The organism is Neiella holothuriorum, assembly GCF_019457915.1.
GTDB classification, from domain to species: domain Bacteria; phylum Pseudomonadota; class Gammaproteobacteria; order Enterobacterales; family Neiellaceae; genus Neiella; species Neiella holothuriorum.
Window position 1 is genome coordinate 49,917 of record NZ_JAHZSS010000010.1, and the last position, 16,622, is coordinate 66,538.

Genomic DNA, 16,622 nt, shown 5'->3' on the forward strand with positions numbered 1-16,622 from the left:
GGCGCTAAATTCGCGGCGCTAACAACGCAGTCAAAGGCGCAGTTGCGCACCTCCTAAACCGTGAGATTGTATTGCTACAAATCAATCGATGTGCGGAGAACGCCATGCAACCAACTACAAACGCCCTAGCTCACATTGAAGTGCTTCGAAAGTCTCAACAGCAGTTTGAAGAAACATCGAACCGCTACCAGACCAATATTGATTTTCGCGAGCAAGCAAACTACGCCCATCAGCAAATTATTAAAACCCAGTCCTACGGTGATTTTTCTTTACTGAATGCTGATCCTCACAGTATCCACGAAGCCTTTATGCTGACAGCTATTCTAGGCATCAGCCTAAATCCTCACCGAGACTACGCATACCTAACTTCTCGATGGAACGTCGGCCAGGGCAAGCTCGAATGCAAACTTGAGATTGGCTATCGCGGGTATCAATATTTGGCTGCGTGTGCCGGCGTCATAAAGCGCGCCGATGCCATGTTGATCTATTCAAAAGACGACTTCGCATACCATGGTCCTCGACAAGAGGTGCAACACCGGATCACGTCGTTGTCCACCAGCTTAGAAGCACGCGGAGAAATGGCAGGCGGTTACTGCATGGCTGAGTTAATTGATGGCAGCATTTGTACCACAGTGATGTCACCTGAAGAATTGACTGCGATTGAAACAGAAATGCTGGCAGCCGCTGGCGACGGCTTCTCAGTATGGAAAGGGCCTTTTCGTGATCAAATGCGAATCAAAACAGTTATTCGGCGCGCATGGAAGCAATGGGAGATGCTCGTTGAATCTCTCGGCGCAGACTCCGACTTGATGAAGCGGGTTTCCAACCTATCTCAGCAAGATGAATCAGACGCAGACAATGCCGACCTCCCCGTGACCGAATAAACTGGAGCAAATAACCATGATTCCATCGTCACACGCTAAAATCCTGAACGCATTGGTTGCCGGAGAGCTGGCCTTCAACCAGCTCTACAACAATGTCTCTGTCGATTACTCCGCTGTTTACGCTATCGGTGAACACAGTATTACGCTGGCAGAAGCGTCACCTGATTCGCTTGAGCGCAGCATCAACAAACTTGACGCGCTAAGCCTGATCAATGAAACCACGATTAATGCGTCTTTGCGCGTTCGCGTCGAACCCTTTAGCAAGCAAATTGAAGTTGTTCCTGAGTTGTCGACCACAGCTTTACTCGCGCCACTGTTGAACTGCGAGCTCTATCAAAGCGTGGTGGTAGAGCTTATCTTCGATGATGATGAGTTTGTGATGCATGGCCCGCGCGAACCGGTCGAACACTCTTTCGACACGCAACAACGAACCGGCAACCTAAATGGCGGATATGTCCAACTATGTCTCGTCGATGGCGGGACGACCGTTATCACAATGTCGCCAGAGGAAATCAACGCCGCTGTCGAACTCACGATCTCTCAGAAATACGGAGATGTCGTACCGTTTCGGAGTGCGGAAGATTATCACGACTTTATGAAATGCTGCGTACTTCGCCGAGCGTTCAACTCAATCCAGTCGGCCTTGGTTGCCGGGAAGAAGGAGTCTGCTGCGGATGACATGTCAAAGTTAGCGGCTTTACACAATGATTACTTTGAGGCTTACAAGGAGCGCAGCACCGTCATAGCTCAACAAAACAAACAGCTGAGTAAGCGTCGTTTTGTTATTAATGCGCCGTCAAAGGCGATGGAGGTTTTATCGTCAAGTATGGGCGAACACATTGAGCGAAACCTAAAAGTAGTTAGCGTTACGCAGCATCCCCAAGAGCAAGTGGAACAGCTCGTTGAACCCGATGAGCCCATTGCAGAGGAGTCTTCTGGGTATCAGGTTGTAGAGGAGTTCGGCGGATGGTAATGCTAAGAAAAGTGCTGATGTCTCGCAAATCACGAAGCCGGGAGCAGTTGTACGCCATTACGATGCAGCAAGAAAACTATGGCAATTCACTATTGGTCGAGACAGCTAGTGGTAGCGCAAACTCTCGCCTGAAAAAAGGCGCTAAAAAGCAGCAGCGTCGCCGCCTTCAAGCAGAAGCAGCTGTAGAATCACTTATTGGTGAGAAGACGGCGCAGGGCTATGAGCTGATTGAAGACTATGCTCCAACGCAGGGCCCTAAGAGCCTAAGCCAAGTGGTACTTGCTCAGCATTCGGCAGTCGAATACGACATGACAGATGTATTGTTTGGCTCGTTTGACCGACACTCCATCACTCCCCTACCTAAGGGCGTGCGTCTTGTTGTGGATGCCGACCTGCATCGCGCTTCAGTTGAAGCGCGAACGCAAACCGGTCAACGTTTCGATTTACCGAAAAAAATTACCGACCAGCTTTTGTCTTGCCTTAAGCCTATTCAGCTTGAAAGCGTATTTATAGATGCCGTTTTTAGTCGCGATACGCTCTGTGTGATCGACCTTATGGTTGCCAACTCTGTCAATGCAACAATGAACAAGCTTCAGCGGGACGCGTTCCTGTCAGAGTACATTCAAGGAGTAGACAAAATCACTTTGCTGCCATCGCTGACGCAGCAAGCCGCCGTCCAATATCTAACTGAAGGCGGTATTGTGGCGTCGGTGCTATCACCCGTGTCGTTGCTCATCAGTGAAAATGCGGCGGGCTACTGTCAAGGTGAACAACCAGCTCAGTCACCGAAATACTGGCGATTGGATTGGGCTTCAACCGTGAATATGGTGGTGCTCAAAATTTGTGGCGACCTGGTGCAACTCGGCTGCAAAGATGGCAATGGACGAATGAACGCCATCGCTTTGCTACCTTCGCACGGTGCCAGCTATCAGTTGTTTGATGTTGTGTCAGTAGCGGTAAATATCGCTGACGGAAAAATCGAAGATTATATGCAGATCTGTGGCGTCAACAATATCGATGCAGAAGAATGCTCCCTACCAGAACATCAAGTTAACTTAGAGTGCGTCAGCGACATCAACCAGCCACTCGACAATGATGCAGCCGAGAATTGGAGCGATTGGTAGTCAGTTGCCCGTTATTAAAGTCGGGGCATGCTTGTAAAACACCTTTGATCGGGAGTTTTACCTTGAAACAAAGAACAATAGCGTCCGCAGCACTCAGATACCTTTGCAACATAGTAGACAAGCTGAACGAGCCTAATTACCGAGCGACTTGGCTTGGCTGCGAAAAGTCACGCGCCCAGCAATATCTTGTCATGCAGCGCCAACAGCCCGGAGCGGATGAGATTGTTGATGCGCTGGAGATGTTAGTATTAATGACGATCGAGTGCCGAGCTTGTCGTAGTCCTACAGTATTGTTTCGTGATTTGTGTAGAAACGACATGCGCCTGTCAGCGAACTATTCAATGTTGTGCCCGCTCGTTGACCGGCTAGCCTCATCGTCAGATTAGAACTTAACAGCGAGCTGATTCTTAGCGTCCATTAACAACCACAAGCTTTGACAAATTCCTTTCGTTTAACTTGTGGTTGTGCCGTATTCAACCCCTTTCTCATACAACCTATTCACCGAGATCCAATGAGCGTCATTGAGCTTGGTTTTGTCCTAGTTGTGCGTTTCAGAAGTTAAGTGACACTGGTTTGGCATAACAACTCGTGGAGACAGTCGAATGCTAAACCAACCAAATACTAATAGTGCAACAGCGCAGCAGCAGGACGTTCAAATTGCCAACCATGCGGCTATGGAGCACCTTAATAATGACGAATTACGCCATACACCACTCGATAGAATTATTCCGATTCATCTAGGCAATTGCCGTAGTAAGCGGAACTCAGATAAGTTTGCTGAGTTAAAAACATCAATTGCGGCGCAAGGCGTGTTTCAGGCTGTTGTCGTTCGACCTCATTCCGATATCGAGGGTATGTATGAGTTAGTCGCTGGATTTGGACGATTTGAGGCGAGTGTTGAGCTGGGCTTGTCCACGATACCGACGATGATCCGGCAGCTCAGTGACCGCGAAGCGTTGGAAATTCAAATTCAAGAGAATTCCAACCGAGAAGATTTGGGCATCGTAGACGAGGCGCGGGTCGCCAAAAAATGGCTAGCCTTTTACGAAGGAGATCGTTCAGCAGCAGCGCAACGACTAGGTTGGCCTCGTAAGAAATTAAACGAACGCCTAGAGCTGAATCGTTGTACTTCGGAAATTCTTGCTGCACTTGAAATCGGGTCGATTAAGTGTGGCCATGCAATGATCTTGGCATCGTTCACAGCCAAACGACAAGACGCAACGCTCAAGACGATACTCACTGAAAAGTGGACAGTTGAATACCTTAAAGAGCGAGCTGGTAAAGCCCAGCGATACCTTGCTCAAGCCAAGTTCGATATCGCAGGTTGTTCTGGCTGCGATCACAACAGTGAAGCGCAAGCAGGACTGTTCGACACAGATGACAGAGCTAAATGCTCCAATATCGAATGCTTCCGCTCAAAAACCAATGATTGGCTAGCGGAACGCCGAAAAGCGCTGGAAGAACAACACGGCAAGGTGCTGTTGTTAGTGGAGGTGGACGCCCAAGACCGCAACACCGTAGATGCCTCTGTTGTTGGTGAGGAGCAATTCAAGACAGGCTGCACAGGTTGCCAATCAAACTGTGTATTACTGGATGACCGACCTCAAAAAGAAGGTGGAATCGTCACCAACCAATGTTTGGATGCGTCATGCTTCAACAAACAGGCAAAAGCAAACTCTCAAATCAAGACTAAGCAAGAAGCTAAAGCCCAAGCTACGACCTCTACAGAGGTTAAGCCTACAGCGTCAAGCAAGAAGCAAACAACAGACAAGCCTGTCGTACAAAAAACCAATCGCAAAATAATCGAGCGCAACCGCAATCATTTACGTCAAGTGGCGGCAACCGAAATGCTCAATGAGGCTTCATTTAAGCAAGGGGTTGTATTAGCGCTGCTGTGTGACCGAAGTGGCCACAAGCCGACATTGCCGAACTGGCCAGATTCACCGACTAATTTCTCACAGTTTGTCAAAGCCTGTATTGGCCAAGATCCAAAAGCGATGCAGGACGAAATTAACAAAGCGCTCGTCTATTTGGCCACTAAGGCAACCCACAATGAACATCGTACAGGTGAGCAATTCATTGACCTGATGTTGTCAGCATTTAGCACTCAATCTGACCACCAAGCTGTGGCCACACTTGCATGGGCACCAACCGCCGAAATGCTAAAGGACTATACAACCGATCAAATCGCTGAGATTTGCGAAAGCAGCGGATTTTCCAAAGCGTACAACGATATCCACAAGGATGGCTTTAAGAAGCTGGCCAACGCTCGTAAATCAGACTTCATTAAGCAGGTCATGGAGTTCGAGTTCGATTGGTCGCACTTTGCACCAACCAAAGGCTACTTAGAGTTGATTAAGTAGCGGGTTAAATGCTTGCGGCGCGGCTTCTGCTGCGCCCTTTCCAGTTGCCCGTTCTAAGAACGGGCTTATTGTTACTCTCAAGCTAATCCAACCAGACAGGGGCGCTTATGCAGGCTGTGCGTATGCAAGATCTAGAACCTTCACCGACAACCAATTCTGATGGTTCAATCGAGATCACACCCGAAGGCCAGCAAGCCCTTGATGCAATCAATCAAGGCGCACCAATCGTGTTCCTCACAGGAAAGGCTGGCACAGGGAAAACAACGCTGGTCAAACACATTATCAACGTTAGCAAGAAGTCATGCGTCACCGTCGCTCCGACAGGAGTTGCCGCATTGAATGCTGGCGGCGTCACTATTAACTCCTTTTTTCGCTTTCCGCCACGAATGATCACAGCTGGCGACATTAAGAAAAGCTATGGCAGCAACGTGATAGACAAGCTAGAGCTGTTAATCGTTGACGAAGTATCAATGGTGAGAGCTGATACGCTGGATATGATTGATTATGCGCTTCGTACTTGGCGAAACAAGCCAGCATTGCCGTTTGGTGGTGTGCAGGTTTTACTTGTTGGTGATGCTCTGCAATTACCACCTGTAGCACCGAGAGGCGAAGAAGGGGAGTTGTTCTACGGCCGTTATCGAAGCCCATGGTTCTTCGACTCATTGGTCATTCAAAACACGCCATTTATTCCGATTGTTCTACAAAAAACTTTCCGACAAACCGACCTCGAATTTGTCGATGCCTTGAACCGCATCCGAGACAACGATAATCACCGCAGTAGTGTTGCGTGGATCAATCGATCATGCTGGCGTGATTGTGATACACGAACTGCTGAACTGACGCTCACAGCCACAAACAAAGCAGCAGATGCTATTAACCAAAGCAGCCTAGCGGAGTTGCAAGGGCCTGCGCGCACTTACACCGCCAGCACGGAAGGTGACTTCTCATTGACTGGCGATAGGACTCCTGCGCCAGAATCGTTGACACTTAAAGTTGGCGCGCAAGTAATGATTCTGCGAAACATTGTCGATGAGGCTGTGAATGGCACATTGGCTGTCGTCGAGCAACTCAATGAAACAACTGTTGTCGTTCGCACTAAAGACACAAAGAACAAAATCATTATCGAGCGAGAGTCATGGGAAACGTACCGATACACTATCGCCAACGGTGAGATTGCTGCCGACGTAAAAGGTCGATTTGAACAACTTCCTCTTAGGCTAGGTTGGGCAGTAACGATTCACAAGTCACAAGGCTTAACCCTTGATAGCGTGAGAATTGATTTGGGTGATGGAGCATTTGCGTCAGGCCAAACTTACGTAGCTCTATCTCGGTGTCGCTCGATTCAGGGCTTGCGCTTGTCAAAGCCAATTGCGATGGGTGATGTCAGAGCCGATTCACGAATCCTTGCGTTTTATCGTCAGTTTGAAGTGGCTCAGTTAGTCAATTAAGTGGTAGTTGCGCGTTTTAGCATTGCTGAGATGATGCTTGCATCGCTCAACAACGGGAGGCGAGCAAATGTCACTATCACCTATAATCCGGCGCATATCTCGCCTTCGAGGTTGGCTTCATCATTCTTCTGGCGCGGTCAGTGTAGCAGGCCGTGCAGCTGATTTTCTGGGCTACTCTGCCGCCGTTCATGCACTCGACTTACTACTGTTGGTGCTACTGGCAATGCTGGTCGTGCTCGACGCCCTGCTCCGAACTTTGCTACGTGCAACTCGCACCCTTCGGAGCGTATCAAAGCGACGACTGGTTGAACTAGCAGAGGCGATGGCTAAAGTTCTGGTTTTAGCGACTCTGACTACATCTTGTTACGTCACAGAGGCGACCATGATCAGTTCGCATAACCAGTTCTGGAAGCCAATTAAGCTAACCGTCAGTTAACTTGACACCTCTTTCTTGAGTTTGCGAACGCGTTCTAATCGAGCGCGTTCCTCCTCTGTCGTTTGATCGACGATCAAATCATCCCCATTGCGACGTTCACGCTTATCCATTTCACGTTTAACCGCATACGCCTTATCGCCCTCTTTGATGGCTAAATAAAACTTGTTCACGGTGAGCAATTCATTACGGTCTAACCGTTCTAACTTTTTAAGGTGAGCGTCTATTGGCTGCTGCTCTACTTTGGCGTCGTCAAACTGCCCCAATTCACGATAAGCCAAACTTAATTGTATTTGTTCCACAACACTAAGTTTGGTGTTTTGAAAGCGCTTGGCTTCAAGTCGTTCGACAAACTCAATGGCATTACCGCGATTCACTTCAATAATTGCTTGGATCTCTTTTAGGGCTTGGCCATCCCACGAGTACAGGAACTCAATCGTATCGATACGCTTGCCTCGCCTTGTGACCCGATAGCCAACCTCACCCGATTTATCGTCGATATGAAATGACAGGCCAGCCATGCTGACGCCCGACGCTTTGATTTCTTCAATCTCAGCTATCGATTTCTTAATGACCCGTTCAACGAACATCGACGGGCGCACCAATGAGCTTTTCAGTGGCTTGCCGGCATTATCAACCACCCCGTACAACTTTTGTAACTCATCGATTTTGTGAGCGCCCAGGTTGTCTTCGCTACGTTTAAATCGAGATAACAGTGCATACGTTCGCTTACCATATTCGCTCGGAATCTTACGAAATGCGGCATGATCGATAAGAGCAAAGCCTCTTGATTCATCAACAAGATCTCGCCACGAAACAGGTGCCGGAACGAAGGTTAAGCGGCCGCGATGATAAACGATTCGTTGAAAGATCTGCTTGTAATCGAACGACTCGACCCCGCCTTTTTTAGCCATATCGCGAAAGGCCATCTTCCGAAACATTAGCTTTTCGGCAACTTCATTCAGTCGCGTAGCCAGCTGATCAGGTGCAATATCAAACCATTCACAAAGGACGTTTTGATCAAACGTAAAAGTCGGCACTTCTAAGTTCGCGTCACGCTTCTCATATGGCACGCTCATATCAACGGGCGGCAATTCGACCATATCCTTTTTTATGCGTGTCAGAAATAACGCAAGCGCGTTATGCTCCATGGGAGTGAGCGATTGAAAGGCCATCAACAACCCGTGACTCTTTTTAAAATTCGCAGAGAGACGCTGAATGTCACGAACGACTACTTCCCCACTTCCTGACAATGAATCGACCACTTAAAGTACCTCTACAACCACAACAAATATAACTAACTGACATCACACTAAATGATGTACGCCGAACGCAATGGCGTACTGCACATTTTTCTAGGTTTTTAGAGTCACAACAAGCCCCTAAAATGTGCTTTAAGCCCAGGTTTTCAACAATGTGACTGTATCTGGTTGTTTTTAATGAAATAAAAAAACACTAAAAAATGCCATTGGCACACCGAGCCATGTAAATGTGTCGATTTCAGTCTTAAATGATCTAAAACCAGTACTTAAAGTTACCAACAAGCTACCAGTGGCAATAGATCTCTTAACAGTGCCAATAGATCGCCAAACCCTCCAAAATGATCGTTTTTCAGTGTTGCTAGATCGTTAAACAGTGTAAAAGATCCAGTTACCTAGTTTATCCATTTGTTTTATATGAATAAAATTCTCCCTATATCTTTATATTGTTTGAGAGAAAGAAAGAGATTGATAGCGCTTGTGGATAAGTGGATAAGTGGATCACTAGATAAGTGAGCAGTATACTCTCGCGCCTTATGTGAACGTTTACATACAGGGTGAAATATGATTAAAAACGAATGTACGCCTGATTATCTACCAACTTCACAACTTCGTTTTATACTCAAACTCTGTGGTTCGTTCATATTGCGTTAAGGTTTGATGGCTATATACTGTCCGCAAATCTTTTTTGTCGACCTATCAATAAGTTAAGGTTTCGTTGTGTCAAGTAATACGCAGGTTAAAATGTTGCTGTACGCTGTTTCTAATGAGCGACGACCTCACGTTCCTTCGCCGCCTAAAGTTCTATTGCAACTTCAGCGGGTTGCACGAGATGAATTCGCTGGCTTTGGCGATGTTGTTGATGTTGTTTCTAGTGATCCGGGGCTAGCTGCTCAGTTTGTTCATGCTGCAAACAACATGCAGCGACAGCGGCGCGTAGTATCGATTCGTGACGCAGTCAGCTTGATCGGCTTGACTGGGACGGAGGCGCTGATCATTCAGATTTGCATGGACAATTTCTTTGTCAGCAATCAGCAGCAGGTTCAAACCATATTGCATCGAGAGTGGCGTAGAAGCAGAGCTGTCAGCCAATTAGCTCGATACCTAACCGTGAAATTTATCGACAACGCTGATGACGAGTTAGCCTCAAGAGCCCAGCTAGCTAGCTTATTGCATAATATCGGCGCCCTTCCTGTTTTATCTAAAGCCTCTCAAATCTTTGAGTCATCAGAGCTGCTTCCAGGAGTGTTAGATCAAGCAATCGATGAGTTGGGCTACACCTCAGCTGTGCAGTTCATTGATAAATGGCGGCTCGGCACAGAGGTAAAGCAAACGGTTGATTACTGGCATCACAACAAGCCACTAGAAACAATCGAGAGTGATTTACAGTGTGTTATTGCTCTAGCATGTGCGTACTATGACCGCACAGCACGCCAATCCGATTATCTAAAACTCGAATCCCGCCTTACTGCCAGCGGCATTTTGCCCTATGCAGGATACCTTGATTCAACTGAGTCCCCAGCATCAAAGCTGATGCCCTCCAACAAGATTGTACGCTCCGCATAAAATGTTGTGGCTTTGAGCTTCAGCGTTAGCTATCGAAAAACCGAGTCTAAGAAAGGATTCTTCGGTTTTTTGTCGCGTATTATCCACCTTCCAATATGCGCCAGTGGCGCGATTTTAAGAGCGGGATACGTTGTAAGCACTCAAGGCTAATCACGAGAACACAGATGCAAAATTTACTAAATCAACCTGTCGAAGCACTGAATGACGCGCAACTTATTCAGTTACTCGCATTTCTTAATACTCAATACCGAAGCGGCTCCCCACAGGTCAGTGATAGTGCTTTCGACAGCATTTACATCAATGAATTAACCCGGCGAGATCCCAATCATCCGTTCTTGAAATCCGTTCAACCCGCACCATTGACTACATCCAAAGGGCGCATTGCGCACCCTGCTGGCCAAGAGATGCTCTCAACATTAAAAGCCTATACCGCTGATGAGATTAGCGCCTACGTTGATCGATGCGCCAAAGCGGCCTCTCAGCTCGGTATATGCCAAAGCCAATTACGTTTTCGTATAACTCCGAAACTTGATGGTATTGCGGTTCGGTTGAACGCCGCGAAGGCTCAGTATGTTACCCGTGGTGATGGGAGTTTTGGCTCGGACATTTCCTGCTTGATCCAACAAGGTGTTGTAACACAAGGCTCCCGCCACGCGGACGCTTGCGGCGAGCTGGTCATGGCTAAAGACTACTTTGAGCATTCAGGGCTTTCAAAAGTCTTTGAACACCCACGAAACTTCATCGCTGGCATGGCCACCGCGGATACGCTGACGGATTACCACCGCCAAGCTCTAGCTGACGGCGGCGTCCATCTTGTGATTTATCGCGATATGGATGCAGTTGAGGTCAATGCTCAAACGCTGATGACCGATCTCAATAATTTAGAGCAGCAAGTTCTTACTAGCACGAATTTTCCAGTCGATGGCGTCGTCATCGAAGTGACAGAGCAATTTTCTGACGTTAAACAGTTGTTGGGCAAGTCTTCTCATCACCACCATTGGCAAGTTGCTAAAAAGCAACTTTCAGAAACCGCTGACGTTGAAGTTTTAGGTGTCGATTATCAGGTTGGCCGGAGCGGTCGCCTAACCCCTGTTGTGCGGGTTTCTGACACAAAATTGTCGGGCGCTACGATTAAAAATGTCACAGCACACCACGCTGGATACGTGCGGGATAACGGTATCGGCGAAGGCGCAATTATTACGATCACGCGCAGCGGTCTTGTCATTCCTAAAATTGTTTCAATTGTCTCTCGTGCCGAACCTGAGCTAATTGACTGCTGCCCTGAGTGTCATGCGCCGGTGATGTGGAATGCTGATTTGCTGTATTGCACCGGCTCATCATGTTCCGCTCAAGCTGCTTCTCGAATTATTCATTTTTCCAAGATTGTTCAAATGGACTTGATCGGCCCGAAATCCGCACAACGGCTTGTTGATGCAGGTGTATCGAGCATTCCTGAGTTTCTCAGCCTGTCGTCAGCAGCGCTTATTGACGCTGGGTTTGGTGCAGGGCAGGCCAAAAACATTTTAGCTGAAATAGAGCGCGTCCGAGTTGAGCCGTTGCGGGATAACTTGTTACTGGCTTCGGTTGGCATCTCAAGTCTGGGTCGAGGGTCAGCGAAGAAGCTGCTGATGCAACATCGTATCTCTGACATTTTGACGGTTGATGCAGCTGATATCGAGATGATTGACGGCTTTGGTATATCAACAGCGGCCAGCATAGCCGTGGCACTGCAAGATAACAGAGAGGTGATCGAGTTCCTGCTTGCCTTTGGTTTTAATGTTGTGCATACGCAAGACTCACAGCCGGTTACTGGCGGAGCGTTGGCTGGTAAGTCTGTGGTATTCACAGGCACCATGAGTTCTGGCTCTCGCGGAGACATGAAACAACAAGCATTAGCTCTTGGCGCAAAAGCCGTGCAGAGCAGCGTGTCATCAAAAACGGATTTGCTCATCATTGGCGCAAACGTCGGTCAAGTGAAGCTCCAAAAAGCCTCAGACTTAGGCGTTGAGATCATCACTGAAGAATCCTATCTTCAGCGGTTCGCAAGCTAAGCATTCTACTCAGAAGGTCGCCTTTATGGGCGGCCTAGTGCTCCCTTCCTCATTTTGAAGAACACCATAAAAGCTTACGACGGTGCAAGTTGCGCGTCTTCAAATCTGCGAGATAGTCACTGCACTTGATTGTTAAATACGGGCTTGTATGACTAGCAATAGCGCAGCGCCAGATGTTCTCTACCAGAAAGCGACGTTAATCCTTCCCTGTTCGGATAAAAAAGCTGCGGAGCGACATCTCGCTTACTATCTGTATCAAGGAAAAGGATATCTACAGCTCGTTAAACAGTGGCCGATCACTCAAATAGAAGGTGCGTTTAACCTATTGTTTCTCAGTGCTGAGCACGGGCTAATTCGTCACAACCAACTCCTTGAGCCATACGACCAGAAAATGACAGCTGCACAACAAGATAAGTTACTGTGCTGCCCTAGCCTCCAAAACAAAGCCAAGCGCATACTGCGTGAATGCGAACCAGCCTCTCCTCTCTATATTGCGCTGCCGAAACTCTACCAAAAAGTATTTCAATTACTTGCAGGCAAAACGTTTGAGCGATTTGATAGCGTTGTCTGTGTCAGTGGAGGGATTGGCTCTCAACGAGGTCAGTTGTCAACCTGGCTGCGACAGGAGGTGTCGAGGCACACAGATTGGTGTCTCCGCGAAGAAGCGGAGCTAATCACCCATCTCAAGGGGTGTCGTCCCGTTCTGATCTGCATCCGTATAGGGGATAGTTTCAGACCGTGGCTATCAGGGTGTGGGAGCGATGCTAAGTATGGTGCGCCTGTTACTATTAAAGCTATCTTTTCTGAACGTGGGCTCATAGAGATAGTCGATTCGGCGGGGGGACGCTGGGGATCATTCAGCCTTACTAACGGCCTACCTTCCGGTATTAAGCAGTCTATGGAAATCGAATTAAATGGCCGCGCGCAAAGCGACCGCTGGGAGCGATTTGAATTACGTGATTTGTAGGGATGACACTACAGCGTTAGTTGAGCGCCTCATTAAATAGTCCCGACTGATAATCTCGTGTCAGCTCAATCACTGATATGAACTGATAATCAGCGAGCTTCTTACACATTGAAGAAGGCACAACATCGACAGCCAACATGCACTCCTCTGAGAACCCGTCGCTGGAGCCATTTTGGCATAACAAAGTTATCCCATGATGTTCGCCAATCTTGTATTGCTCAACCACGATAGCTAAAGCTCCCGCTGGATTACCTAAGCATGCTCTGCCAAGTGTGCATACCATGCCCACAGGGTAGGCTGAATGTATTGTTTTTGGTGTGGATTTCATTTCTATTTCATATACCTATACAGATTCATGTAGTTACTATCTCACAGCGCCCGTATCGAGCAACCCGCCTTAGTAGCGCGTTTATCACCTTGAATTAATCTAAGTTCAACTTTCTAGGGGTGATTTATATGAGTTGGTTGAACCGAGCAACATCGATAATCAGTAAAGGTCTGCGTACATCTAAGGCTAAATCGCTAGCGGATCTAGCCGCACGGCGAGCTCTTACGCAAAGTCAGTTTTTTACGCCCGAGTGGGTTGCTTCAGGGATGTGGTCTATCGCTGAACCAGCCATGAGTGCGAGCCGAGGTATGGTTGCCATCATGGACAACTCCATAGGCTCTGGTCGCCTTGTTGCAAACGCAGAGCCCGGCAAGCACATCGTTTATGGATGCGATACTGATGAGCGCTCAATTGCGGCGTTGAGTCAAGACGCTAAGGATGCTGGCCTTGCTCATGAATTTGCGATTAGTGGCATGGAGGACGTGGAGGCCTGCGGGTTTGGGTTAGGGCTAATCAACCCGCCATTTAGCTTAACGCTTTCTAGCCCTAACATGATGCCGCTCAACGCTGCTCACTATGGCGAATTTGGCCCGATGACTAACGCCTTAAGTCATGAGTACAGCTTGGATCATGCGCTATCGTCCTGCGACGTTGTTGTCGCTTTATTGCCTCGTTCAATGAAGTCAATTTGTTACGCTTCAGACCGTTTAGCTGCGGAGATTCTCCTTCCTGGCGCTACTTTTCTTGTCGAGGGCGCTAACGTTCAAACTGCTGTGTATGTATTTGCTGCAAAAAAACGCACTGAGCAAGTATTGCAATATGAGCTGACACAAGGGCAACCTTGGCCAGTCATCACAGGCCTTTCTATGCGAACGTTTGGCCAGCGCCGGCCGACCTGGAAAGTCGGCGGAGTTGACGAGTTAACACCCACCATTACATTGCCAGTCACCGGTGACAATACGGTTGAACTACACCACCATAACCGGCAACTCATCGTTAAATATCGCTGCGGTTTAACACAAGCAAAAGTTGCGAATGCGCTGATGCAGGCCCCCGTAGAAAATGGCTCTAGGCACCGCTACCCCACAAATTTTCGATATGTGGGCTCGGGTCGACTGCTCCTTGATGTTTATTTACAGCAAGATGATCCTGAAGAAGCGTTGCAAGCAACCGTATCAATCATTCAAAAGGCTGGCGGCTCTCCGTTGATCTCTCCGACATTGAGCGGCTATTTTAAAAAGCTGATCAAACGCCACAAACGAAATGTTCAGCCCTTCCGAAAAACGGTTAAGCGATCCTCCACCCCTGCAACCATGGTCACAGCCAAGCGTGGCATGCTGTTGCAGCAAGGTAACATTAAGAGCCCAGCTATTCGCAAAGGTGAAACGCTTCAAGCGGAAGTGCTTGGGGGCGTCTATCTGATAAAAAAAGATGGCTTTATAGCTGAGTACCGTCGCGACGAAATGCAAAAGCTATTCAATATTTGCAGTGACGACCGAAGCGAGACACATTGGCAAGTTGTCTTTGAAGGTAAAAACAGAGCGTTCCCAGAACTTGCTCAGCATAACCGAGCAACAATTATTCAAAGCGGCGTGGATTTCCTATGGCCTCCGCAAATGGATAGCTTATCTGAACTAATGATGACTGATGGCGCTGTTGCTGGCTGGCAGCAGGGTACCGGGAAAGCAAGACTAGCGGTCGCCCTGTGCCTAACATCATCATCCGAGCATAATCTCATTGCTGTAGAATCAGGATTGATTGCAGAGATGCTCAAAGAGTTTTCAAAAATAGGGTTGCAACCAGCGTTGTATAACGTCATCCGTGATGTTGAGGACATTAAACACCTCAAGAAAATTAATCTAATTAGCTACAACCGGCTAAAGGCTCGTTACGGTACAACCAAACAAACCATTGCACATAAACTACGACGCCGATTTGGCGTGGTCGCAGCGGATGAGGGCGGAATATTAGCCAACCCGACCAGCCAACAATCGCGCGCGCTGACCCGCCTTTCACCGCGAAAGCTATTTTTGCTCGATGGCACCCCTATTGGCAGCTACCCGCGGGACTTATTAAGTTTGTGCACTGCAGCAAGCGGCAGCTCTCGCGCCCACCAACCATATTCGCTCCGTAACCAACCCTATATCTCGAACAACTTATTGCAAAGTGCCAGTTATGCGCCACGAGGAGTGGCCCAATTTAAAGATGATTTTGTCGTGCTCGATTGGGCAAGTCATGAGTTCGCCGACAATTTACGGGAAGGTGCGAAGCGAGAAATTCCAGCTATTAATGATGTCTCCCTGTTTAGGCGATGGGCTGGTTTGCATGTGCAGCGTCGCCTGCGCAATGAGCCAGAGATGGAGCCCTACTCTGGTTGCGCTGATCCAGAACGAGAGGTGCAACAAATAAAATTTGATAAGCCGCATTTTAAACATTATCTAAAAACGGCTGTTGAGTTTAGTGAATGGTACATGCAGCACAAGCTTGACCGAGCAACTGAAGGCAAGGGGTCTAATCTGGTAGCCGTGTTAGCTAAGATTCAGGCGGTTGTGAGCGCCACCAACTCGCCTCATGTGTCGTCATCAGGGGTAGCGGGCTTATATTCTCCCTTAACGGCTAAGCAGCGGTACTTCATTGGTGAGATTGAACGAATCAAAACCACCGGCGACAAAGCTATTTTGTACGCGTACTCGCCCGACGTGTTAACTCGTTTTAAGTGCGAACTTGATAAGCGCGGCATTAAGTCAGTGTTATTTACTGGCAAACAAGACATCAACAAGCGGAATGAAGCGCTAGATCGTGAATTCAGAGATGGCGAAGCGACGGTTCTGCTGTCTTCGTGGGTCGGTCAACGTGGATTAAATCTACCCCAAGCCAATTATGTGCTGCTGTATAACCGCGCGTGGACCGGCGATGTCGAAGAACAAGCAATCGCTCGCGTCACTCGGCCAGAGCAAACGAAGTCAGTGCATGTCACCTACGGCCATTTAGTTGGAAGCATTGATGAGTATATGGGGCAAGTGGTTGACTGGAAAATAAAAGCCGCAGATGCAGGGTTGGATTTTGGCGATGACTGTAATGCAACAGAGGAGTTTCGTCATATGGATGCTGTGCTTGAGGAGTTTTGTCGAAAGACGTTGAGCATGAGCGCCCATGAAGCTCACCGCAAGATGGCGGCATAAGTGTCAGTAGCGCGTTCTGTTCTTTGTTTTAAGTTAACTTCATC

Annotated in this window: 12 protein-coding genes; 10 read left to right on the forward strand and 2 right to left on the reverse strand. The window is 48.1% G+C overall.

What is annotated here, in order from left to right:
* Positions 1 to 104 precede the first annotated feature (104 nt).
* The 6 genes from K0504_RS09815 to K0504_RS09840 all read left to right on the forward strand — a co-directional run bounded on the left by K0504_RS09815 (position 105) and on the right by K0504_RS09840 (position 7,228).
* Entirely contained in the window at positions 105 to 884 is a 780-nt protein-coding gene (locus K0504_RS09815) for a recombinase RecT (protein WP_220104015.1), read from the forward strand.
* 16 nt (positions 885 to 900) lie between these two features.
* Positions 901 to 1,857, forward strand: a complete 957-nt coding sequence (locus K0504_RS09820) for a recombinase RecT (protein WP_220104016.1) — start codon at positions 901 to 903, stop codon at positions 1,855 to 1,857.
* Complete coding sequence (locus K0504_RS09825; RefSeq protein ID WP_220104017.1) at positions 1,851 to 2,981, forward strand: hypothetical protein; 1,131 nt, start codon at positions 1,851 to 1,853, stop codon at positions 2,979 to 2,981. The genes K0504_RS09820 and K0504_RS09825 overlap by 7 nt, the downstream gene beginning before the upstream one ends.
* Before the next feature lie 602 nt (positions 2,982 to 3,583).
* Positions 3,584 to 5,344, forward strand: coding sequence for a PRTRC system ParB family protein (locus K0504_RS09830; protein ID WP_220104018.1), 1,761 nt, complete (start codon positions 3,584 to 3,586; stop codon positions 5,342 to 5,344).
* A 107-nt stretch (positions 5,345 to 5,451) separates the two neighbouring features.
* On the forward strand, positions 5,452 to 6,792 hold the full coding sequence (locus tag K0504_RS09835; protein ID WP_220104019.1) for an ATP-dependent DNA helicase: 1,341 nt from the start codon (positions 5,452 to 5,454) through the stop codon (positions 6,790 to 6,792).
* Between the two features lie 67 nt (positions 6,793 to 6,859).
* Positions 6,860 to 7,228 carry a hypothetical protein gene (locus K0504_RS09840; protein WP_220104020.1) on the forward strand — a complete coding sequence of 123 codons (369 nt, stop codon included), beginning with the start codon at positions 6,860 to 6,862 and terminating at the stop codon, positions 7,226 to 7,228.
* On the opposite strand, the gene K0504_RS09845 is transcribed toward K0504_RS09840, so the two are convergent.
* The gene (locus K0504_RS09845; RefSeq protein ID WP_220104021.1) at positions 7,225 to 8,490 is read right to left on the reverse strand and encodes a replication initiation protein; all 1,266 of its coding nucleotides are present in this window, start codon (positions 8,488 to 8,490) and stop codon (positions 7,225 to 7,227) included. The two genes, K0504_RS09840 and K0504_RS09845, sit on opposite strands and share 4 nt — an antisense overlap.
* Positions 8,491 to 9,204: 714 nt before the next feature.
* Between K0504_RS09845 and K0504_RS09850 the strand changes: the two genes are divergently transcribed.
* The 3 genes from K0504_RS09850 (at position 9,205) to K0504_RS09860 (ending at position 13,068) form a co-directional block, all read left to right on the forward strand.
* Positions 9,205 to 10,050, forward strand: a complete 846-nt coding sequence (locus K0504_RS09850; RefSeq protein WP_220104022.1) for an HDOD domain-containing protein — start codon at positions 9,205 to 9,207, stop codon at positions 10,048 to 10,050.
* A 164-nt stretch (positions 10,051 to 10,214) separates the two neighbouring features.
* Complete coding sequence (locus K0504_RS09855) at positions 10,215 to 12,101, forward strand: helix-hairpin-helix domain-containing protein (RefSeq protein ID WP_220104023.1); 1,887 nt, start codon at positions 10,215 to 10,217, stop codon at positions 12,099 to 12,101.
* A gap of 148 nt (positions 12,102 to 12,249) precedes the next feature.
* Positions 12,250 to 13,068 (forward strand): DUF6884 domain-containing protein, encoded by an 819-nt coding sequence (locus K0504_RS09860; protein WP_220104024.1) that lies wholly within the window; start codon positions 12,250 to 12,252, stop codon positions 13,066 to 13,068.
* 16 nt (positions 13,069 to 13,084) lie between these two features.
* Here the strand turns inward: K0504_RS09860 and K0504_RS09865 are convergent, their stop codons facing one another.
* Positions 13,085 to 13,396 (reverse strand): hypothetical protein, encoded by a 312-nt coding sequence (locus K0504_RS09865; protein ID WP_220104025.1) that lies wholly within the window; start codon positions 13,394 to 13,396, stop codon positions 13,085 to 13,087.
* Between the two features lie 128 nt (positions 13,397 to 13,524).
* On the opposite strand from K0504_RS09865, the gene K0504_RS09870 reads away from it, so the two are divergent.
* Positions 13,525 to 16,578, forward strand: a complete 3,054-nt coding sequence (locus K0504_RS09870; protein WP_220104026.1) for a helicase-related protein — start codon at positions 13,525 to 13,527, stop codon at positions 16,576 to 16,578.
* Positions 16,579 to 16,622: the final 44 nt, after the last annotated feature.